The following is a 20,911-nucleotide window of genomic DNA, read 5'->3' on the forward strand; positions in this document are numbered from 1 at the left end:
GGCGAAATCGCCCTCACATTGTATGGGTGGGACGATCGGAACTCAGAGACCCTGCAAGGTAGGATTCAATTTTCGTACGGGCGGTTTCATCATCTCCATTAAACTGCACGCCGATGCCGGCTGCGCGATTTCCTTGCGCCCCTTTTGGCGTTATCCAGATGACTTTTCCGGCCACCGGAATTTTTTCCGGCTCATCCATCAGATTCAACAACAGGAAAACTTCATCGCCCAATTGGTACTGCTTTTGGGTCGGAATGAAGAGTCCGCCCTGTCGGATGTACGGCATGTAAGCGGCATAGAGTACCGCCTTGTCCTTGATGGTCAGGGTAAGAATGCCACTGCGTGCACCAAATCCGGGCCCCATAACTGACACCTTTCTTGTGTTATCTCGATAATTCGTCGTTTCAGGGACCAAAAATCCCTGTCATTTCGCAATCATAGCAGTTGTGAACGCCAAAGGCGCAATGCACCGGGATTGCGACCCTCAGCCAACCCGCCGTTTAACCGGCATCAGCTTTTGCCATGCGATCAATAGCCGGCTGGCTTCCAGTTCCGGGTTGGCATTGTAGACACCCGCTGCTCTGGAATCCCTTACCATATCCAACAAATCGTGGGCTCGCCACGCCGGATTCATTCGAGCAAGGTAAGCCAACATCTCTTCCGCTTCGTGATCATGGGCGCTCCCCCCGGAGCTCAATCGGGCCAGGTCTGCAGCCCAACCCTCGAATAGCCACAGACTCCCCTCAAGACCCAGGGCCTTGAACGCCTTGGCGGCCTCAGCTACGGGCATCTGCCCCTTCATGAACTGCTTGAACCGGGTAAATGCCTCATCTCGAAGGCTAAGGAAATCTCCGGTGGCATATTCCAGCGCCAGCCGCGGGGCATTGCCCGAGAGCATGAGGGCTTTAGCCAGAATGTCGGCAGGTGGGCGGTCCGCCTCTTCCAGTGCCTGGACTCTCTCCACCAACCACGTGTTTGCGGATTCCAAATCCGGCGTCGGGATGGTCAGAGTCTGACAGCGCGACCGAACGGTCGGCAGAACCGGCCTGCCGCTCTCCTGCAACAAGAGAAGTGTGACGTCCGGAAGAGGCTCCTCCAGAGTCTTCAACAGGGCATTGGCCGCATTGATATTCAGTTGATCGGCGCGATCAATGATTGCCACCTTTCGTTTGGCAACCTGTGGGGACGCCACGGCAAACGTCGACAGTGCCCTGATCTGATCCACTTTGACCATTCGTGATTTTTCAGGGGCATAGACACGAACATCCGGGTGGCTGGACGCTGCGTACAGCTCGCATTGCTTACAGCGACCGCAGGCAACCGGTTCACCGGGTGCCTGATCTGCAGGGCTATCACACAGTAAAAGGCCGGCAACGGCTTCGGCCCATGCCCGTTTTCCGACACCCCGTTCCCCCGTGATGATCAGTGCGTGCGGGAGCCGGCCTTCCGACAGACGGTGCTGAACCGCTGACCAGGCCCGTTTGTGCCAGGGCATGTTGCGTGCGATATCGGTCACGGGCGTTTACCTGCTGTTGAATGAGAACGGCGCATTTGCTTTTTCATAGTGGCCAGCAAACGGCGGAGACGCTGCAATTGGTCATCCCTGCCTTCGGTCGGGTTGTCGCTATAGTAATGGCTGTTGACGGTTCGGGCAAAGAGCCGCGCAGACTCAGCCACCGCAGGTTCAGCCCGGCCCAGGCGCTCAGCCAGCGCAGTGGGTGTCTCGCCAGTCCGAACGGGCACTCCCGCCCGGAAACAGAGCAGGTGCCAGGTATCAACAATTCTCCGAAAAGCATCCCGACGTTCGCCCCTGCGCACTTGCCACGCGGACATCAGACTAGCCACAAGCAAACCGGCGCCAACAATTCCCGCACTCAGATAGCCTAACTCTTTCAAGCCAAAACCTCCGGGTAGGCGTGACATCAGGTCCATCTGACTTTGTCCCTGGTAACCCACGACCCAGCGCTGCCACTGATAATTAATGCGATCCAATTGAAGGCTTGCCCATTGGATAATGGGAATATCGTTGTACCGTTGCGGCGATGTCCAGTCATCCTCAAGGAAGGAGCCCTCCTCCGCCACAGCCTCACGGAGCCCCGACTCAATCCGATCCGGTGCAATCGCAGCAGTTGGATCTACCCGAACCCAGCCCCTGCCCTCGATCCAGGCCTCAACCCAGGCGTGTGCATCGTATTGCCGCACGATCAGGTAGTCGCCACCGGCTCCTCGATCACCGCCCTGGTAGCCGACAACCACTCGCGCCGGAATGCCGGCCGCCCTCAAAACGAACACGGTCGCGCCGGCATAATGAGCACAAAAGCCCCGCTTGGCGTCAAAAAGCAGTGTGTCGATGCCATTGTCAGGCATTTGAGGTGGTCTGAGTGTGTAGAAATAGGGCTGTTCCCGGAATCGGGTCAGCAATGCCTGGAGGACTTCGCTATCCGTCAAACGTCGGCGCAAATTGTCAGCCAGATCCCGGGCTCTTGGATTCCCGGTGGCCGGCAACTGAAGGTACCGTCGGGCCTCCGCCGGTGGCAACGAGGTTGCCCCCCGATTCTCGGTTGCTTCCCGTTCCAGGCGGTATCGAACTGATGTGTCGGCTGGCCGTTTGAATCGAAACAGATCCTCGGATTCCTCGACCACATTGGCAGACACCGCCCGGGAGTTTTCCAGTGCAAAGGCCCAACGCTTATCGGTGGGCTCCAGAAGCACATCGTACTGTCGGGGCCCAAGATCACCTACGCCACCGTCCAGCGCCACACGCCCGGGGCGCTGATACCCCCCACCAGCGACCTGCCGCCAGGTTTCACCGTCCAGGTAATCCAGCACAAGGCCACGCCAATAGCGGTCCCTGTAGGCAGGCATTTCGCCACCAAACGTCACCCGAAACGCCCGCTCGCTACTCTGTGCCAAGCTTGAGATGTCGCCCGGGCGCATAGTGTCACTGATACCCGACCTTGCTTCGCCGGAAACCAGTGGTACGCTCCATAAAGGCGACATTCGGGGAAAGAAAACAAACAGCAACACGACAATCGGCAAGGTTTTCGCCAACAACAGCCCCAGCCTCCGCCAACTCGCTTTCATGGCACCGGGAAAGTCCGGCGCATTAAGCACCTGCAGGCCCACCAGCAGTGCCGCAATCGCCGCCAGGTTTACCAGGGTCCAGTGAATCTCTTGGTGGAAGAGAAAATTAACCGTACTCAGATAGACCAGGATGAAAAATAGGACGTAGAAGTCCCTGGATGAGCGGGTTTCAAGCCACTTAAGACCGACCGCAAGCACAAAGAACGACGCGGCAGTATCAACGGAAAACCGGCCCCGCACGGTCGCAACATACACCGAGATCAACACCAGCATAATCCCGGCTCGCAACCACCGCCCCGGCAATCTTACTCGTCCGTACTGGGCAAGGCAGCGCCAAACCGCCAACACGGCACACGCCGCAATCAACCAGATTGGAAGGCGATCCAATTGCGGCGTCAGCAATAATGCGAAACTGCCGATAAGCCAAAGCACGGCCCTGGAAGGCAGGCCGGAGGTGGGGGATGGTACCTCCGACACAGCGCCGGATCGTTCCTTTAGCCCTCTCATACACCTTCCTCCGCAAATCCTGAGCCTGCAGCGTCCGGTTGGAGTCTGGTTCCGTGGCGCACTGAATCCATCTCGCGGGGACGTTTCTCCCCATACACGGCGAGGGCCCTAAGGCAACGATTGACGTGAGATGCGCCTGAATCGGGTTCAATAAGTTGACCCGGCAAACTGAGACCGAAGGGGATGCCGGATCGATCACGCTCGGCCACAAGCCAGGCGAGGTAACTGAGCCGTAACTCATGATTTGTGCCAGGGAAGGCATTGAAATCGAGCCAGTAGGGACTGCCTTGCTCTCCCTCCCATTCAGCGACCACCATCTGGCCACTTCGGGCGTAACGCTTCCACATCACCCGTTGACTCATATCCCCTTCGCGCCACGGCCTCAGGTCGGCGTGGTCATTGCCTTCCGCCGGGCTGGAATTTTCGGAATCACTGCCATCTTCTACCGAAATGCCCACATCGGGAGCAGGAACCGGCCGGGGAAACACGATGCCGTAGGAGGCAGGCCGAATCCACGACCAGGCCTTGAGCAGACCGAAAGGAAACCGTGTCTCGATACGGATCCGGTCCGGGCGCAAATAGCCTCGATGCACCGAAGGGACTGGTAACGTCAGGTCTTTCGCCTGCCCGGCGGAAATGTGAGCGGCCCCAAGTCCGGAACCGTCACAGGATAAACGGATAGCAATGGCATTATCGCGACCGGCCGTCGCGCGAATTCGAAAAGGTAGCTCTTCACCCGCAATCCCTTCGCCTGTCTGGACCAGAGTCACTTCCAGCCCGGAAAGGTTTCGATGGGTCTGATGCATGGCACCAACGAAAACCGCCCCCAGTAGAAAGGTCGTCAGGTAAATCAGGCTGTTCTGATAGTTAATGCCGGTGATCAACATCACCAGCAACAGGACACCGAATACCGTGCCGGCACCTGTAGGCAAAATGAAAATATTCTTCTGACTGAGCAACTGGACGTCCGCGCGGGGAATTCGTCGATTCACCCACCGTTTCCAACGGTTCTTGAATAGGTTCTTCATGGTGCCCTTCGGGCCAGTAAAAGCATTAAAAGTTCCGGCAATATAAACCGTGTAGCGACAGCTTAATAACAATACTGGAAATTCGACGATTCTGATCACAAATGCAATCAATCCAGCTTGAAAACCTGTCCTACAAACCGAATACTTGATATTGGAAGCATCCTGACTGCAGTAAGGTCAGACATGCCATGAATCAGCGTTTATCTTCCCAAAAGGCCTGATTATGAAACGCCGAAATCTGCTCGCTGCTTCAGTCGCAGGGATTAGTGCATCCCTCCCTGCCCTGGCAGGTGTTCAGGCACTGACTTCAGACGAGATGGTCGAAACCTATGTTAAGGATTCTGCCGTTATTGTCGTCCCCAAGGAGCAACAGAAATCAGAAGCGGACCGCCAACGAATCATCCGCTCGCTCACGATTTCCCCGGGCGAGCCGGTGCTCAGCGAGGCCGAAGAGGAAGCCTATCGGGAAGCCTTGCAAAGGTACATTGAGGAAGGAAAAACGGATGCGCTCGAAAGCGCTGAAGACGAATTCCTGAGACGCGCCCTGCTCTTGCCCCAGGAAGAGCTCGCGCGGGCACAGCCCCCCGCCGAGTTTACACCTACGATTCCTCCGCTGATCTTCGGCCAGCAGGCCCAGATACCGGATGAACCATTTTCCCAGACTTTCCTGAATGATCAGTTGGGGATTGGGTTTGACGGCCAGAACCTCAACTTTTCCATTGGCAATCCGCCGGGCATTGATCAGATTCAGGTTCCGCAGGCTATTAATGAAGGGCCGATCAGCCTTACTCCGCGTCCCGGTGGCGGCTTTGATCTTTCCATTGCAGTGCCCGACCAATAATCTGGCCCCATTTCAAGACCAAAACGGCAGCCCCTGGGTTGCCGTTTTTTTTCGATCCCAACTTTTCAGGAACAAAAAAACGCCCCGCTAGGCGGGGCGCTTCACCAGTTCTGGTATCAGGTCAGATTAGTGACCGTAGATAGCCATCTTGGTGTCGGTAACGGCCAGGTTATCCAGGGCCACGGAACCGATGGAGGTACCACCAATTTCAACAGCGCCGATAGCAACGTCCATGTAGACGTTGTTTACGTCAACGCGCAGTACGTCAACAGCGGTAGAGGCACCCAGGCCAGCACCCTTGTAAACGTCCAGGTTAACGTTCGCATAGTTGGTCAACTTACCAAACGCCAGCTGTTGCTGCGGGTTAGTAAGATCGTAGCCCTCTGCAGACGCACCGCTGCTTGCTGCCAGTTCTTCATCAGCAGTTGTACCGTTACCATCGTAGTCGAAGTTAGTGCCAGCACCTGTAACGGTCAGGTCACGGATACCGATAGCCAGGAAATCAACGTCGAAGTCCATATCGTCGATGTCGAACGCAACAGCTACGTTGAGGTGATCAGTCGCAGTGTCTACGCGCATATCCAGAGCCGCCAGGTCACCGTGCATACTCATGTTGGAGATCAGAGTAGTGCTGTCTGTACCAGTAGAACCCGCGAGGAGCTCCATGGAATCAACAGTCATACCCCAGTCGATCGGAACAGGTGCGCCGGTGGCCGGATCGGTCTGAAGTGACCCAACGTGGATGATGGCGTCACCATCGTCAGCAACGTCAATATCGATCTTCAGCTGGTCAAGGAGGTCAGTGCCAGTACCACCGGCAACACCAGAACCACCAAGCACGATGCCGTTAACCGCGAAGGAGCCCTCATCGGTGTACTTGAACTGGCCGATGCTTACTTTGGTTTCCAGCTCGATGGTCACACCGGCCTGACCGGTAACGTTACCCATGGCGCTGTCGTTCATGGCTTTCAGTTCTGCGTTGGCTGCAAAAGGAGCCGCGGCGATAGCTGTAGCAAGAGCAATTTTATTCAGGCCTTTCATTCTTATCTCCTTATAAACTCATGTTGTTCTTATCTGAGCTTTTTAGTTTTGGGTGTGGACTTCGTTACTCCACAATTCCATTTAAGATTGTTTTACAGTCCTAGTCCGTGACTGCATTCACAGTTCTTAACCCACCAATTACAACCTGAAACAAACCACGACTATTTCTCAAAATGCCCTTAACCGGTGCTAGGTGCCTGACCTTTATCATCGTAGAACATCTGAAATGGCTTATTGTTGGTCACAGGTTCTGCGTATTTGACGTTGCCACCATCAATCTCAAAAGGAACAATCTTTGTCGCAGAAATACCGAGGCGATGTTCGTGTTCAAGCACAAGCACCTCTTGAGGATTGTCCTCACTGAGCTTGCCTGCATAGACGATAACCGCAGCATTAATTTTTCCCCTCCGTGCGATGGATTTCAGCGCTGCCCGGAACATGGCGATCCGGATCTGGGGGGGCGCACCATCAGCCGATTCATCCAACGAAACCTTCTTGACGGTTATGCCATCTGACATAAGCATCCAGGCTGACGGCATCGCCTGTCCCTTTCCCTCCAACTCAGGCGCATACTCTTCCGTCGCATTTCTGGCCAGGTAAGCTAGTTGCTTGTTCCCGATCACCAGATACTTTGCCATCTCTTTCTTTGAGATCACCCCATCCGATAACACACTGTTCTTCGGAATTTTCACCTCAACGGTCTCCTCCTGAGCCAGAGAAACCCCAGAACCGAGCGTAATAACGCCAGATAACAAGGTCGCGGTAATTTTTGCCCGAGAGAAAAGCTGCATGGTTTATTTCCTGTTGTTGGTTCATGAAACAGACGCGAAGCCCGGCCTCTTTCGATAGAATAGGCCGTGCCGTTATTGCCATTTGCGTTGATTGTTTTTAAGTACATCATTAAATCAGCGCTAATCCGCAACCGACAACGTCCGTTTTGTGGCCTGATTATCATTCTTCCGAATTTTCCGAGGGCAAATTGACTCTTTCCGTAACCACTCCCATCAGTGAGCATCAGTACAAACGTCTGTTGACCCACGCATCCAAAGAACGTGATTTCGTGTATGTGGGAAGTGTGGGTGCAGGGGAAGCCCGGGGCTCATTCAGTGGATTCTCGGCAACTGCCTCGGAATCCCGGATCCTGTTTTCGCCGGATGCCGGCCCAGCAGAAGTCAAAACACTGATTGCGGACATGGAGTCAATCGTTTCAGACTTCGAGCTCCGCGACGAAGGGAATAAACAGTGCCTCAAGGGTGGATGGATCGGTTTTCTCAGCTACGAACTCGGCTACGCAAGGGAAGCGCATCTTACAGCGCTATGCCCCAGGTCGCCGGTGCCTCTTGTCTCTGCCGGGTTTTACCTCTGGACTGCGAGCTATAATCGCAAGACCGAAGCGCACTACCTCTGGGTACACCCACAATGCCCGGCAAGGGTGCGCGAAAAACTGGTTGGTTGGCTGAGCTCCGAACCCGTAGCCATTGATTCATCCTGGGCCATGCCCTCCTGCTTCAGGCCCCGCCAATCCCCCGAGGCGTTCAAGGCCAGCGTTGAGGCTATTTGCCGATACATAGAGGCGGGAGACTGCTATCAGGCGAACCTGTCTCAGGAGTTTGTAGGCCGGTATCAAGGTGAGCCCTGGACCGCGTTCCAGGCACTTGCAGAGGCGAACCCGACACCGTACAGCGCCTTTATCCGGGCCGGAGATGATGCGGTTCTCTCCATTTCACCGGAACGGTTCCTGGAAATTGACGGAAACACGATCACAACCAGCCCAATCAAGGGTACCCGAGCAAGGGGTACAACCCCGGAAGAAGACAGAGCACTGGCGGAAGAGCTTGAGGCATCGGACAAAGACCGGGCCGAGAACTTGATGATCGTCGACCTACTGCGGAATGATCTGAGCCTGAATTCGGCAACCGGCAGTGTGATCGTTGACAAGCTTTTTGCCCTCGAATCCTATCGGAACGTTCACCATCTGGTCAGCCACATACACGCCCGACTCGCACCGGGCGTAACGCCGCTAAAGGCGCTCTTCGACGCTTTCCCGGGCGGCTCCATCACCGGCGCCCCCAAGATTCGGGCCATGGAGATCATTCGGGAACTGGAACCACACTGGCGCGGTCCCTATTGCGGCTCTGTTTTTTATCGGGGCCTGGACGGCACACTGGACAGCAACATCGCCATTCGGACCATGCTGTGCCAAGGCGACGGCACCATACGCTGCTGGGGAGGCGGGGGAATTGTCTCGGATTCGGAACCCGAGAGTGAATATCAGGAGACGCTGACGAAGGTCAGACCACTGATGGAGTTCCTCGAAAACCTGTAAGGGGGAGCCACGAACCCTCCCCCCGCCAGAGAATCCGCTCAGGCGCTGTGATTGGCGCTGGCCTTGAGAAATTCCTGTCTCAGATCGTCAAAGTTGTGCACCGCCGGGAATTGTGGAAACTCGTCAATCACATTCTGGGGCGCATGAAACAGAATCCCCGCCTCAGCCTGCCCCAGCATAGTGGTATCGTTGTACGAGTCACCGGCAGCGATCACCCGGTAGTTGAGCAACTGGAAAGCTCGGACAGACTGCCGCTTCGGGTCGCGCTGGCGCAGCAGGTAATCTGTAATCTGTCCGTTGTCTGCCACTTCAAGCTTATGACAGAGCAACGCCGGGAAACCGAGCTTTGCCATCAGCGGCATGGCGAACTCGTAGAAAGTATCGGACAGAATCACCACCTGGAATCGTTCCCGCAGCCAGTCCAAAAACTCCCGGGCGCCTGGCAGCGGGTCCAGTTCGCCAATCACCTCCTGAATCTGTGGCAATCCATAGCCATGCTGGTCAAGCAGTTTGAGGCGCTGGGTCATAAGTACGTCGTAATCAGGGATGTCACGAGTCGTCGCCTTGAGCTCTTCAATACCGGTTTTCTCCGCGAACGCGATCCAGATTTCCGGGATCAGTACTCCCTCAAGGTCAAGGCATGCGAGTTCCACAGTGGTCTCCTGATAGACAGTTAGGTATGTCGGAGCAACGGCTCCGCTCTGGTTTGCGCCGTATGATAAGAAAATACCGCGAGGATTGCATCGGGCATAACCATATAGACGCTCATTCCTTCATGCTATGAGGCATTTAATGGTAGCCTTTTCACTCATTTAGATCAGGTACCTGCAGGACATGACCGATATCCAACAGCTCCGGGATGAATTAGAAGGACAGAGCCCCCGCTCCATCCTTAAGGCCGCACTCAAGGCGTACGACAACATAGCCATCTCGTTCAGTGGCGCCGAGGACGTAGTGCTCATTGAAATGGCCCACAAACTTACCGACAACCTTCAGGTCTTCACCCTGGACACGGGTAGATTGCACCCTGAAACTTATGAGTTTGTTGAGAAGGTCCGGAAGCACTATGGCATCGACATCGAAGTGCTGTTCCCGGACGCCGATGAAGTACAGGACCTTGTTCACCGAAAGGGGCTGTTCAGTTTTTACGAGGATGGTCATTCCGAATGCTGCGGTATCCGTAAGGTCAATCCCTTGAAGCGCAAACTTGCAACCGTCGATGCGTGGATTACGGGGCAGCGGAAGGACCAGAGTCCGGGCACCCGCAATGATGTGCCCGTGGTCCAGGAAGACTCGGCGTTTTCGACAGACGAGAAAACCCTGGTCAAATTCAATCCGCTGGCAGACTGGACGTCCAAGGAGGTCTGGGACTATATCCGGATATCAGAAGCACCCTACAATGAACTGCACGAAAAGGGCTTCGTCAGTATCGGCTGCCAGCCGTGCACCCGCCCGGTTCTACCCGGCCAGCACGAACGGGAAGGACGCTGGTGGTGGGAAGAAGCCACCAAGAAAGAGTGTGGCCTGCATGCCGACAACCTGATCGCCAGGAATTAAACCGGCCGTGCTATCGAATCGCCCACCGACTCAGTAGGTGGGCAGATCCACATCCTTGAAAAGTTCCTCTATCTCAGCCCTGCTTCCCTGATGGGCCACCGCCTCATCGACTCGCTCTTTGGTAAGATGCGGCGCAAAGCGCTCAATAAAGTCATACATGTAACCGCGCAGGAAAGTGCCTTTCCGGAACCCGATCCGGGTGATGCTTGGACGAAACAGCTTCCTGGCATCAAGGGCAACCAGGTCCTGGTCGGTTTCCGGGTCAAACGCCATGCTCGCAATGATGCCAACACCGAGCCCCAGGCGAACGTAAGTCTTGATGACGTCGGCATCGGCGGCCGTGAACACCACCTTGGGCGTGAGTCCCTGGGACTGAAAGGCTTCGTCCAGCTTGGAGCGCCCGGTGAAACCGAATACGTAGGTCACGAGTGGGTACTCGGCGAGGTCGGGCAGTGTAAGCTCATCGATTTTGGCCAACGGATGGTTTTTTGGAACGATTACACTGCGATTCCACTTATAGCAGGGCATCATGATGAGATCGTTAAACAACTCCATGGCCTCAGTGGCGATGGCAAAATCGACCGCTCCATTGGCTGCCATCTCAGAAATCTGCATTGGCGTCCCCTGATGCATGTGCAAGGAAACGTCAGGATAGGATTCAATAAAGCCTCTGATTATCGGCGGCAAGGCATACCGTGCCTGGGTGTGAGTAGTTGCAATACTCAGATCTCCCTGGCGCTGGTTACTGAATTCCTGGGCAATTTTCTTGATCCCTTCTACCCGGCGCAGGATTTCTCCTGCCTCGCGGATGATTATCTCACCGCCCGGGGTTATCCGGGTCAGATGCTTTCCGCTCCTCGCGAAAACCTCGAGGCCAAGTTCATCTTCCAGCAAGCGAATTTGCTTTGAAATTCCCGGCTGTGAGGTAAAGAGGCTTTGAGCGGTTGCGGACACATTAAGGTCGTGATGGGCAACCTCCCATATATATCGCAACTGTTGTAATTTCATTGAGTCTGTTGCTCCCTGGATTCCCGGCCTTCGGCTAGCGGCCTGTTCTCGCAATTCTGCCCCAGCCTACGCATAACGAATCTATTTTTCATGCTTTTTTAGTATAGAAGAAGCTTTATCCTAAGTTTAGACCAAAAATGAATTAAAGCGTCGTTCAACCTGCCCTAATGCCTTAAATCCCCTTGACTTGGCTGTGACAAAGCACACAATCCGTTATCAACACTTTCCGCATTCAGAGACACAATGCTGCTGACCACCAAATTCCTTCGGCCGACCTCTGACCATCGTGCTGTTCGCCGTGACCGGTTGAGCACGATGCTCGAGCCTCACAGCCCGAAGAGGCTGAACCTGGTTATAGCGCCGGCCGGTTTCGGAAAGACGACTCTCGTTGCCCAGTGGTGCGCAAGCACGCCTTCTCCCACCGCATGGCTCTCATTGGATGACCATGACGATGAGCGGCGACGGTTTTGGCAGTACGTCATTGGAGCGTTCGAATACTCCGGGCTGGCCGGGCTGGAGGAATGCCGGAAAAAGCTCAGCCAGGATTCCCACGACGCAGCGACCGGCGCCATTACCGGCCTCCTGAATGTTCTGTCTGCTGACCAGAGCCCCTGGAATCTGGTGCTCGACGATTTTCATCTGGTTCAGGATGAGCAGATTCTGCGGGACTTCGCCTATTTCATTGACTACCTGCCACCCGAAATCACCGTCACGCTGGCTTCCAGAACTGAACCGCCGCTCCCCCTTGCCCGCTGGCGGGTCCGGCGGTGGATTGAAGATATCCACCCGGGCCTACTCGCGTTTTCAGAGGACGAATGTCGCCGTTTCTTTCACGACACCATGGGGATAAACCTCCCTGACGCGGAGGTGCGCTCCATATGTCGGAGGACCGAGGGCTGGGTTGCCGCCATGCAGCTCACGGCGCTGTCGGGCGGCGGCCAGATCAGCGATGTCCGCAAAGGCAGTCACCTGGCCAGCGAGAGCCAGGCTCAGCTGGATATCGATGAGCGGCATATCAGTGATTATGTGCTGGCTGAAGTCCTCGAACAGCAGTCGGCCGAGGTGGCAAACTTCCTTCTGGATACCGCCTGCTGTCCGCGGCTCTGCGCCTCACTCTGCGACGCCATTCGCGGCCAACAGGACAGCCAGCAGAGATTGGAGCAGTTACTCAGTCAGAATCTGTTCCTGATTCCCCTGGACAATCACGATCAATGGTTTCGCTATCACGACCTCTTCCGGGACGCACTACTGCAGCGTATCCGGCACTCAGATCCGGACCGGGCGCTGACACTTTGGCAGAAAACCGTTAAATGGTTACTGGACCATGGACAGGTTCAGGAAGGCATTACCCAGATAGTCAATCAACAAGACTGGGACTGGTTGGCAACCGTGCTTGCAGAACATGGCAACAACCTGATTCACGGAGGGTATCACTTACCGGTGCTGGACTGGATTGAGTCGCTGCCGGAGCACCTCGTTCAGGACAGCCCACAGTTACAGATGCTCCGAATCTGGGGCCTCTTTTTTGCCAATCGCCTCGATGCCCTCGCCCCGCTGCTGGCCTCGGTTGAAGACCTGCTGGACCGTCGGGTCGCCGACTCGCATCCCGATGCTGAAGGCGCCTTGGGCCTTCAGAGCGAAATCTCTCTCATTCGGTCATACCTGGCCCGCACACGAAGTGACGACAAGAGTGCCAGCGACCTGACCAGACAGGTACTCAAAGACATCGACCACACCCAGATTCCGCTCAAGTCGGTTACCTATTACGGCTTGGGGCTGGACTACCATGGCGAAGGACTTCTCGCCGACGCGGAAGACGCGCTGCAATCAGCTGTCCGATACGGTCAGGTTGAGCGAAAGCCTAGCACCGTGCTCTCCAGCGGAGGTCTGCTGGCGTGGATACAATACAACCGAGGCGATGTCGACCTGGCCCTGGAAACCTGCATGGAGATACGCAGGTGGGTCGACAAACATTACTCCGACCCCAGCCAACCGCGGCTCATTTCATGTTGGCAAAACAGCGCCCTGACCGAGATCTATCGGGAACGGAATGAACCTCAACTGGCGGCAACGCACCTTGCGCCCCTGCTGGAGCATGTTAATCGGGGCACAGAGCCTGGGCAGCACGTTATTATCCAATACGTTCGTGGCCACCTCGCCTTCAGCGAAGGCCGACTCCAGGATGCGATTGAAGTGCTTGAGGATGCCGTCCTGACTGGGCGCAAACGCCGGGACCACATTGTGTTTGAACCGCCGGCAAGCTCCGCCCTTCTGGCCAGATGCTATCTGGCCACCGGGCATCCGGAAAAAGCAGAGGCATGCCTCGGGTCGCCGGACGATCGCCAGTTCACCAACCCACTGAATCGCGAGCAGAATCTTATCAGCATCGCCAGAGTTCTGGTGGCTAAAAAATGCCCTGAAAAAGCCCAGCAAATACTCGAGGATCTGCTGCCCTTGGCTGAGCGCAATGCTCACAATCGCCACCTCGTCGAGATACTCCTGGTTTACGGCGAGGCGCTGGACCTGCAGGGCCGCCATAGGGAGGCCACCGAAATGTTGAATCGCGCGGTGTTAAAGGCGTCGGAGGCAGGATTTATGCGCCTGTTCGCAGAGGAAAGTCCCCGGCTGCGCCATCTGATTCAGGAACTTTCAGTATTGAAAACTCCCGGCCGCTGGAACCAGGCACTCCTGGAGATGCTAAAACAGCAGGCATCCGTGATGGCTGACACCACGGGACCAACTTCCGTGGCGCCACCACAAACTCCCCCGGGCAACCAGTTGCAGGAACCGCTGAGCCACCGGGAAATGGAAGTGCTTGCCCTAATCCACGAGGGGCATGCCAACAAGGAAATTGCGACAAAGATGGACGTGGCACCCGCGACCGTGAAAGCTCATATACGCAACCTGTACGGTAAGCTTGGCGTGGGCCGACGGACCGAGGCGCTCGCAAAAGCCAGGGATCTGGGGCTACTGAACCCCTGAGGTCCAACGGAGGTTTTTGTGACGCACATCTCATTTTCTGGCAACTAATGATGTCCACTACGCCCTTTGGACGATCCGGCTACGCCCTCTAATCCCCTATTATCTTTCCAACGGTGAGGCAAAACCCTCACCTCGAATTCTGAAACTTCAGGCCTTCAGACTTCTTGTTCCGCGTTGTTTCGACGCCCCGGGTTCGTAAGAACCCTTTCACGAGAGCCAACCCGCAAGGGCTGGCTCTTTTTTTATGGGCGAGGCACCGGCATCTGCCCGTCAGTACTCAATGATCCGGCGAAATGGCGGAAGCGCATCCAGCAGAAGTTGGCCGTAACGCCTCGCGATGATCCGCCTGTCCAGAATGGTTACCCGGCCGGTGTCCTGTTCGGTCCTGAGCAACCGCCCAACTGCCTGCACCAATTTGATAGAAGCGTCGGGAACGGTAATCTCCATAAATGGATTGCCTCCGCGCTGGGTGACCCACTCGGCCAGGCTCGCCTCAATAGGATCGTCCGGAACCGAGAATGGCAGTCGGGTGATCACAACGTGGTGCAGGTACTTTCCTGGCAGATCGATGCCTTCCGCAAAACTGGCAACGCCGAACAATACGCTGGGCCTGCCCTCATCCACCCGTTTGCAGTGCTGCCGCAACACCTCACCCTTGGCCATATCGTCCTGGGTAATAATCAGATCCGGGTATTCCGGCGCCAGGCCATCACGAACCTGCTGCATCTGGCGCCTGGAAGTAAACAGCACCAGCGTCGCCTTCTCCCCGGCCCACAAATCCGGCAAACGGGTGACCAGTTCGTCAGTAAACGCATTGTCAGTGGGCATAACCGAGATCGCTGGAACTTCGACGGTGGCCATTTCCCCGTATTTGAAGGAGCTGGGGACCACCAGATACCTGCTCGACTCCGGAAGCCCTGCCCGCGCCTTCAACCGATCGAACCTGCCCAGCGCGGTGAGAGTGGCGCTGGTTAATACCGAACCGTAGGCTCGCGACCATAGTCGCGCATACAGAAGGTTATCGGCGAGCACCGGGGAGCTGTAGAGGGTAATGTCCTCGGCGTGGTCCCAGCGCTGCTTCACGGCCCAGCGTGCCGCTGCGGGACTCTTGTAGCCTGTGCGTTGGGGCTCAACCTGCTCCGAACCCTCTGTTGGACTTGTCTCGCCATTGGTCTGCTGGTTCCCGGTCTGCTCACACCAGGCGGTCCAGAGACGAAGCTGTTCCTCGGATCGGCTGTGAAACGCTCCAATCACCGGAAACCAGGCCTCCGCGGTATCTCGATCGATCTCGTGTGCCTTGCGCTCGTCAAAGGCGCCCTGAAGTTCGTCAGCCAGGGAACCAAGATGGCGAGCCAGATTGGCCGTGGCAAGTCGCGTTTCGCCCGCCAGCTCCCCGAGCGCCTCAGGCAACTCTCCTTCCGGATAGCGCCATTGTGCAGTCCGCCGTTCTTCGTTGAACTCCCAGCCGGTATTCTGCTCTGCCTCTTCATAGACCCGGGCCAGCACGAGATCAACGTCCCGCGACGCCGTACTGATGCGGTCGAGCGTTTTGGCCGCCTGAGTCGCCGGCGCCAGATATGGCTGCATCTTCGTCAGTGCCTGCGAGAGCTGTTTTAACCATTGCCGTGTCGAGTTCAGAGGTACCGATGCGGCAAAATGATTCAGCGCCTTGTCAGGCAGGTGGTGCGCCTCATCGAAGATGAACAGCGCGTTTTCCGGTTCGGGCAGGATAGCGCCGCCACCCAGGGCCAGGTCGGCCAAGACAAGATCATGATTGGCGACCACGATGTCTGCATCGTCGAGGTCTTTTCGGGCGTCGAAGAACGCACAGCTGTCAAAGTAGCTGCAATGGCGATTGGTGCACTGGCGGTGATCGGTGGTTACCTGGCGCCAGACATCATCCGGGATCTGCTCCGGCCAGTGGTCCCGGTCACCATCCCACTCCCGCGAGCCATAGCTGGCCAGCATCTCCTCAAAGAACGCCCGCGTGCCCGGCTCTTCACCCTGCGGGCCATCAAGCAGGAACAGCGGCATGGTATCACTGTCGCCATTGCCCTCGTCGTGGAGACGGGCCTCCAGTCTGGACATGCACAAATAGCGGCCGCGGCCTTTGGCGAGGGTCCAGTTGAAATCCATCTTGCTGTGCTTTCGCAGGTCCGGCAGATCCTTCAGAACAATCTGGTCCTGCAGCGCAACGGTGGCAGTGGAAATTACCAGAGTCTTTCCAAGTGCCTTGGCGACCGGTATGGCGGCGATCAGGTAAGCGAGGGTTTTGCCCGTACCTGTGCCAGCCTCGACCACACAGGTCGATGGAGGCGAGGTGCGCTGGCCATCGTTATCCGTGATGTCCCCCATGTAACGGGCGATCTCGGCAATCATCAGACGCTGGCCATAGCGGGCCCGGATTTCCTTGCCCGCCAGTACGTCTCGATAACCCTGTTGAATCTGCTGTTTGATCTCGTCAGTTAACGCCATTAGCGGGGACTCACCCAGTCCCGTACAATCCCCACCCGGAATCGCTGGCCCTGCTTACTGAGAATCACGCCATCCTCGGTAATCCTCTCCACCCGAAGCCCGGAAAAGCTGTCGCCCCTGCGCAGGTAGTTGTTGTTGATCATGACGCGACTGGCGTAGGGATCCGAGGAGTAAATATGGCTGTTGAAGGTCAAATCCGGAACGCTCTTTTGAAAGGAAAGGGGTAACTCGACAAGATGCGGTACCCTGCCAGCCGACATCGAATCTGGCAATACCGGATTGTCCCTGTCCGGACGGGAGGACGGCACGATAATGGTGGGCCGTTCACGAACCGCTTCGTCACTGGTATTGCCCCCACTCTCCGCCAATGCAGTCTCCGGTTGGGCCTCCGGCAAGGCCGGCGCTTCAGTGTCGGCAGGCATCGGGGGCTCAGCTGCAATCTCGTCGGTAACGGTTCGGCCGGATTGCTGCTGTGACGCCTCCCGCTGCGCACTGGCGCTGACCTCATCGCCAGCAGGTGAGACAGGTGGTGACTCCGCGGTGACCGGTGCCAGACGCGGCCAGAAAACCGCAGCAAGCACGGCCGCGTTCAACACCAGGGCAATGGCAATCCAGCCAACCGCCGATAACCGTTTTTTCTTTGGTCGATGGATCAACTGGACCTGATGGCCGAGATCCGGGATCTTGCCCTGCCGACGCTCGGTTTCCGATTTTCTGAGCGCATCAAGTATGTACGACATCGCCTATTGCCCCTCCGGGGACGCCGAAGGAGCAAGCCTGGGCACGTCCGCATCCAGATCATTATTGATCTGGATAATGGTCATTGCCCCTGCAATGCCATCTACGGTCAGCCCCTTGATGCCCTGATACCAACGAACCTGCTCCTCCGTGGACATTCGCTTGATACGTCCATTTTCCGTCACCGACGTGCTATATCTGTCCGCCAGTTCCATCATCTTGGCCCCGAGCCACAACTGCTCAGATCGACTCCCGTTAGCCGGTCCCTCGGACAGAAACTCGGGACGATTCCACAGCACCCGATAGCCACCGAACCAGAAGGGCTCGATACTGGCGAAGGAAACCTCATGTGACCCGTCCGGAAGCCGGATCTCGGCCACCTCACCCTCCAGGCTACTCAGGACCACATACCCGCGATTACCGGAGCCGTCCTGCAGCTCAAGGATGGCGGGACGGTCAAGAAACTCCAGACTACGCCTCGAGCCCTGCCGCTCAAGACAGCCCAGACCATCTTCGAGAGCAAACTGGCACGCAACCGGAAACAATGCGGGACTGTAATCCCGCTCCCAGAGCTTAAACAACGACCGAAATGCATCTGGCAGACTTCGGGATTGTTCCGGGAAGCGAAATGCCTTGGGCTTGCCGGCATCAGCCGATTCCGCAGCCTCGTGCCCGGAGCTTTCCGATTCGGAAACAGGTGGAGCTGTTGGCTCCCCAGGTTCCTCCCGTTCAACGATGCCTGCCTGTATGGCGGACGCAGCCAACTCCGATCGAATGTCGGTAACCGTCACCGGCCAACGATCAACCAGCCAGGCGGTTCCGATCACTGCCACCAATAAAGAGGCGGTCAACATTAAATACCGGGCGGGCTGAACGGCGCCCCCGGACTTGCTGGACGCCGGTGCGGAGAAATCTCCCCGGACCTCCCGCGCAGCGTGTCGTATATGCGTGGCAGTAATTTCGTGCTCCCCCTCGGCATATGCGCCGAGCAGGGCCCGATCACTGATCAGATTGATGAGACGGGGAATCCCCTGGCTTTCCCGATAAAGCTTTGTCACTGCACCGGCGGTGAAAATGTCGCCGCGCATGCCGGCAACACTCAGCCGGTATCGCAAATAGTTGGGGAGTTCAGATTTACCGATTGCGTCCAGATGATATCGGGCGGTGACCCGCTGGTTCAGTTGCCGAAGTTCGGGCAAAGCCAGGATCTGCTGCAACTCGGGCTGACCAAGCAAAACTATCTGCAGCAACTTCTTTTCGGCCGTTTCCAGATTGGTCAACAGTCGCAGTTGCTCAAGCACATCCGCGGAAAGGTTCTGTGCCTCGTCAATCATCAGGACCTTGTGGCGTCCTGCGGCGTGGGCTTGCAGCAAATCCTTGTTGATGAGATCAACCATTTCCCTGACGCTGGCGTTGCCCTTATGAGACACCCCCATCTCACCACAAATCGACGATAGCAGTTCTCGGGCCGACAAACGCGGATTGAGGATCAGGGCTATGTCTACGTGATCCGGCGCATTTTCAATGAAGCATCTGGAAACGGTGGTTTTTCCGGTTCCCACTTCTCCGGTAATCACGATAAAGCCGCCCTGCCCCTGCACACCGTACATCAGGTGCGCCAGTGCTTCCTTGTGGCGTTCACTCAGATACAGGTAACGGGGATCCGGGGCAATGGAAAAGGGGGGTTCCCGAAAGCCGAAGAAGTCGTAGTACATGGGCATCCAGTCTGGTACTCAGGCGTCAGGACCGGCGGCAGTCAACCGATCCCGGCTCTATCGCGGTATCATACCGCCCGCTGAGCTGAGCTGTCATCTCAGGAATCTTCGGAACCCGAATTACTGACCAGCCGAAGCTCCGCGGTACGACGGTTCTGTTGCTTCAGCCGTCTGACACAGCGCTCCAGGGTTTTCGATATCCGGGCGTGAGAGCGTATCATCGAGATCTTCGGCCAGGTCGCACGCTCGCCCGCGAGAATCATCTCTTTCACATAGGCAGGGTCGGGATTCGATAACATCCGCCGATAATCCTTGAGCGAATAAGACGGTGCAATCGTGACATCACCCGAATAGCGTTGGGCCATGATGGTGTAAAACTGACCTGACATCTGTCGCAACAACTCGGGCTTGACGCGCTTGCGCAGGTAATCAAAAACACCCTGCCCATGAAACTGGATTTCCGACTTCAGCAGATGCAACGGCAGGTTGGCGACTGAGAGCTTCTCATCACGCCCGCGATTGGCGAGGAACGGCACGACATGGGGATTGGTCTGGCTGACAATGGTGAAATTAACGTCGTACAGATGCATCAGTCGTTCTATCGGAAGATCGCTTACCACCGAGCCATCCACGAACTTGAGTCGCGGCATGTAGGGCAGCGCATTGCCGTGGATATCCTTCTTCATCAGGGTGACTGGCGGAAAAATACCCGGGACCGCGGCACTGGCGAGCGCGCCACTCCAGACCAACAGATACGGTGAGGTATAACCGCACAACAATCGTGCCTTCTGATGTGCCTGTATGGGCGAAACGCTAACGTTGATGGATCGGCCGGTTCTTTCGTAGGCCTCCTCGAAGGTGTACTCGCCTATATTGGCCCGCAAACAGGATCTTAACTGCTCCTGGTCCATCAGACCGTCACCTCGGACGGCGCTCAGCAACCCGCGCCATTTCCATGCCTTCAGATTATGGTTCTCCGGCACCAGCATTTCCGGAATCTCGGCGTCAGTGTGCACACCAAGAATACCGGCAATAATCGCTCCGATACTGGACCCGGCAATCACCTGAGGCAACAGCCCTTTTTCCCAGAGCGCCTTGATGACACCAAAATGGAACATGCCCAGTGTTGCTCCGCCACTAAGCAGAAGGGTTGGACGACCGTAGCTGGTCAGGGTATCGCGGAAGAACTGAAGCTTGTCGGCCACCGAGAACCCCGGAACCGGGTGATCACACAGGAAATCCAGCGCCTCACAAGCCTGTGTTATGTATTCCTCCACCAGGTGTTTGGTACCGACCCTCGACTGGGTGTAGAGGGCCGGATTCCCCATGTTACCAAGATCATGGTGCAGACCTTCCCGCAGGGCGCGTTTCAGGCGGTCAAAGTCGTTCTGTTGACGATATTGTTTCAGGTTACTGAGGCGCTCATAGATCAGTTCGTAATGATAGAGATCGGAGGCAAAGTCTTCTTTCCACTCAGCTTTGCCCTCAAGGAAATCCAGCTCCAATGCTGCGGCTTTCCAAACTTCGTAGTTCGGTGCTTCGGCGAGCATCTTGCGGAATTTTCGGATCCGTGGGTCCCTGATCACCGATTTTCTCCTTTTCTGTGCGA

At 56.4% G+C, this 20,911-nt stretch carries 16 protein-coding genes; 4 read left to right on the forward strand and 12 right to left on the reverse strand.

Annotated elements, in window-relative coordinates:
* Nucleotides 1–13: 13 nt before the first annotated feature.
* The 4 genes from K0B93_RS03275 to K0B93_RS03290 all read right to left on the reverse strand — a co-directional run bounded on the left by K0B93_RS03275 (nucleotide 14) and on the right by K0B93_RS03290 (nucleotide 4,619).
* Nucleotides 14–364, reverse strand: a complete 351-nt coding sequence (locus tag K0B93_RS03275; protein WP_008171779.1) for a PilZ domain-containing protein — start codon at nucleotides 362–364, stop codon at nucleotides 14–16.
* A gap of 120 nt (nucleotides 365–484) precedes the next feature.
* Entirely contained in the window at nucleotides 485–1,516 is a 1,032-nt protein-coding gene (locus tag K0B93_RS03280) for a DNA polymerase III subunit delta' (protein WP_219865810.1), read from the reverse strand.
* Nucleotides 1,513–3,591 carry a transglutaminase TgpA family protein gene (locus tag K0B93_RS03285; protein ID WP_219865811.1) on the reverse strand — a complete coding sequence of 693 codons (2,079 nt, stop codon included), beginning with the start codon at nucleotides 3,589–3,591 and terminating at the stop codon, nucleotides 1,513–1,515. The genes K0B93_RS03280 and K0B93_RS03285 overlap by 4 nt, the downstream gene beginning before the upstream one ends.
* The gene (locus K0B93_RS03290) at nucleotides 3,588–4,619 is read right to left on the reverse strand and encodes a DUF58 domain-containing protein (RefSeq protein WP_219865955.1); all 1,032 of its coding nucleotides are present in this window, start codon (nucleotides 4,617–4,619) and stop codon (nucleotides 3,588–3,590) included. The genes K0B93_RS03285 and K0B93_RS03290 overlap by 4 nt, the downstream gene beginning before the upstream one ends.
* A 223-nt stretch (nucleotides 4,620–4,842) precedes the next feature.
* On the opposite strand from K0B93_RS03290, the gene K0B93_RS03295 reads away from it, so the two are divergent.
* A complete protein-coding gene (locus tag K0B93_RS03295) occupies nucleotides 4,843–5,460 on the forward strand; it encodes a hypothetical protein (protein WP_219865812.1) in 618 nt (205 codons plus the stop codon).
* Nucleotides 5,461–5,586: 126 nt separating this feature from the next.
* On the opposite strand, the gene K0B93_RS03300 is transcribed toward K0B93_RS03295, so the two are convergent.
* Together K0B93_RS03300 and K0B93_RS03305 are read right to left on the reverse strand one after the other, a co-directional pair.
* Nucleotides 5,587–6,501, reverse strand: coding sequence for a DUF6160 family protein (locus K0B93_RS03300; protein ID WP_219865813.1), 915 nt, complete (start codon nucleotides 6,499–6,501; stop codon nucleotides 5,587–5,589).
* A 179-nt stretch (nucleotides 6,502–6,680) separates the two neighbouring features.
* Complete coding sequence (locus K0B93_RS03305) at nucleotides 6,681–7,292, reverse strand: hypothetical protein (protein ID WP_219865814.1); 612 nt, start codon at nucleotides 7,290–7,292, stop codon at nucleotides 6,681–6,683.
* Nucleotides 7,293–7,480: 188 nt separating this feature from the next.
* On the opposite strand from K0B93_RS03305, the gene pabB reads away from it, so the two are divergent.
* Nucleotides 7,481–8,827: an aminodeoxychorismate synthase component I gene (pabB, locus tag K0B93_RS03310; protein WP_219865815.1), complete on the forward strand. Its 1,347-nt coding sequence runs from the start codon at nucleotides 7,481–7,483 to the stop codon at nucleotides 8,825–8,827.
* A gap of 38 nt (nucleotides 8,828–8,865) precedes the next feature.
* Here the strand turns inward: pabB and thrH are convergent, their stop codons facing one another.
* Nucleotides 8,866–9,480: a bifunctional phosphoserine phosphatase/homoserine phosphotransferase ThrH gene (thrH, locus tag K0B93_RS03315; RefSeq protein WP_219865816.1), complete on the reverse strand. Its 615-nt coding sequence runs from the start codon at nucleotides 9,478–9,480 to the stop codon at nucleotides 8,866–8,868.
* 181 nt (nucleotides 9,481–9,661) lie between these two features.
* On the opposite strand from thrH, the gene K0B93_RS03320 reads away from it, so the two are divergent.
* A complete protein-coding gene (locus tag K0B93_RS03320; RefSeq protein ID WP_219865817.1) occupies nucleotides 9,662–10,384 on the forward strand; it encodes a phosphoadenylyl-sulfate reductase in 723 nt (240 codons plus the stop codon).
* Between the two features lie 30 nt (nucleotides 10,385–10,414).
* On the opposite strand, the gene cysB is transcribed toward K0B93_RS03320, so the two are convergent.
* Nucleotides 10,415–11,392: an HTH-type transcriptional regulator CysB gene (gene cysB / locus K0B93_RS03325; RefSeq protein ID WP_219865818.1), complete on the reverse strand. Its 978-nt coding sequence runs from the start codon at nucleotides 11,390–11,392 to the stop codon at nucleotides 10,415–10,417.
* Between the two features lie 243 nt (nucleotides 11,393–11,635).
* Here cysB and K0B93_RS03330 point away from each other — a divergent pair, with 243 nt between their 5' ends.
* Nucleotides 11,636–14,374 carry a LuxR C-terminal-related transcriptional regulator gene (locus K0B93_RS03330; protein WP_219865819.1) on the forward strand — a complete coding sequence of 913 codons (2,739 nt, stop codon included), beginning with the start codon at nucleotides 11,636–11,638 and terminating at the stop codon, nucleotides 14,372–14,374.
* 270 nt (nucleotides 14,375–14,644) lie between these two features.
* Here K0B93_RS03330 and dinG read toward each other — a convergent pair whose 3' ends face one another.
* From dinG to K0B93_RS03350, 4 genes are all read right to left on the reverse strand, one after another.
* A complete protein-coding gene (dinG, locus tag K0B93_RS03335) occupies nucleotides 14,645–16,849 on the reverse strand; it encodes an ATP-dependent DNA helicase DinG (protein ID WP_219865820.1) in 2,205 nt (734 codons plus the stop codon).
* Nucleotides 16,849–17,589 carry a general secretion pathway protein GspB gene (locus tag K0B93_RS03340; RefSeq protein ID WP_219865821.1) on the reverse strand — a complete coding sequence of 247 codons (741 nt, stop codon included), beginning with the start codon at nucleotides 17,587–17,589 and terminating at the stop codon, nucleotides 16,849–16,851. The genes dinG and K0B93_RS03340 overlap by 1 nt, the downstream gene beginning before the upstream one ends.
* Nucleotides 17,590–17,592: 3 nt before the next feature.
* Entirely contained in the window at nucleotides 17,593–19,302 is a 1,710-nt protein-coding gene (locus K0B93_RS03345) for an ExeA family protein (protein WP_219865956.1), read from the reverse strand.
* A gap of 98 nt (nucleotides 19,303–19,400) precedes the next feature.
* Entirely contained in the window at nucleotides 19,401–20,888 is a 1,488-nt protein-coding gene (locus K0B93_RS03350; RefSeq protein ID WP_219865822.1) for a DUF3336 domain-containing protein, read from the reverse strand.
* Nucleotides 20,889–20,911 lie beyond the last annotated feature (23 nt).

The sequence above is a fragment of the Marinobacter sp. F4218 genome, from assembly GCF_019443085.1.
Taxonomy (GTDB): domain Bacteria; phylum Pseudomonadota; class Gammaproteobacteria; order Pseudomonadales; family Oleiphilaceae; genus Marinobacter; species Marinobacter albus.

Bases quoted from the DNA above. Each gene is read 5' to 3' on its own strand.
- K0B93_RS03330 (WP_219865819.1), top strand. From the start codon at position 11,636: ATGCTGCTGACCACCAAATTCCTTCGGCCGACCTCTGACCATCGTGCT.
- dinG (WP_219865820.1), bottom strand. From the start codon at position 16,849: ATGGCGTTAACTGACGAGATCAAACAGCAGATTCAACAGGGTTATCGA.
- K0B93_RS03285 (WP_219865811.1), bottom strand. From the start codon at position 3,591: ATGAGAGGGCTAAAGGAACGATCCGGCGCTGTGTCGGAGGTACCATCC.
- K0B93_RS03290 (WP_219865955.1), bottom strand. From the start codon at position 4,619: ATGAAGAACCTATTCAAGAACCGTTGGAAACGGTGGGTGAATCGACGA.
- K0B93_RS03275 (WP_008171779.1), bottom strand. From the start codon at position 364: ATGGGGCCCGGATTTGGTGCACGCAGTGGCATTCTTACCCTGACCATC.
- K0B93_RS03295 (WP_219865812.1), top strand. From the start codon at position 4,843: ATGAAACGCCGAAATCTGCTCGCTGCTTCAGTCGCAGGGATTAGTGCA.
- K0B93_RS03340 (WP_219865821.1), bottom strand. From the start codon at position 17,589: ATGTCGTACATACTTGATGCGCTCAGAAAATCGGAAACCGAGCGTCGG.
- cysB (WP_219865818.1), bottom strand. From the start codon at position 11,392: ATGAAATTACAACAGTTGCGATATATATGGGAGGTTGCCCATCACGAC.
- K0B93_RS03305 (WP_219865814.1), bottom strand. From the start codon at position 7,292: ATGCAGCTTTTCTCTCGGGCAAAAATTACCGCGACCTTGTTATCTGGC.
- K0B93_RS03300 (WP_219865813.1), bottom strand. From the start codon at position 6,501: ATGAAAGGCCTGAATAAAATTGCTCTTGCTACAGCTATCGCCGCGGCT.
- K0B93_RS03320 (WP_219865817.1), top strand. From the start codon at position 9,662: ATGACCGATATCCAACAGCTCCGGGATGAATTAGAAGGACAGAGCCCC.
- K0B93_RS03345 (WP_219865956.1), bottom strand. From the start codon at position 19,302: ATGTACTACGACTTCTTCGGCTTTCGGGAACCCCCCTTTTCCATTGCC.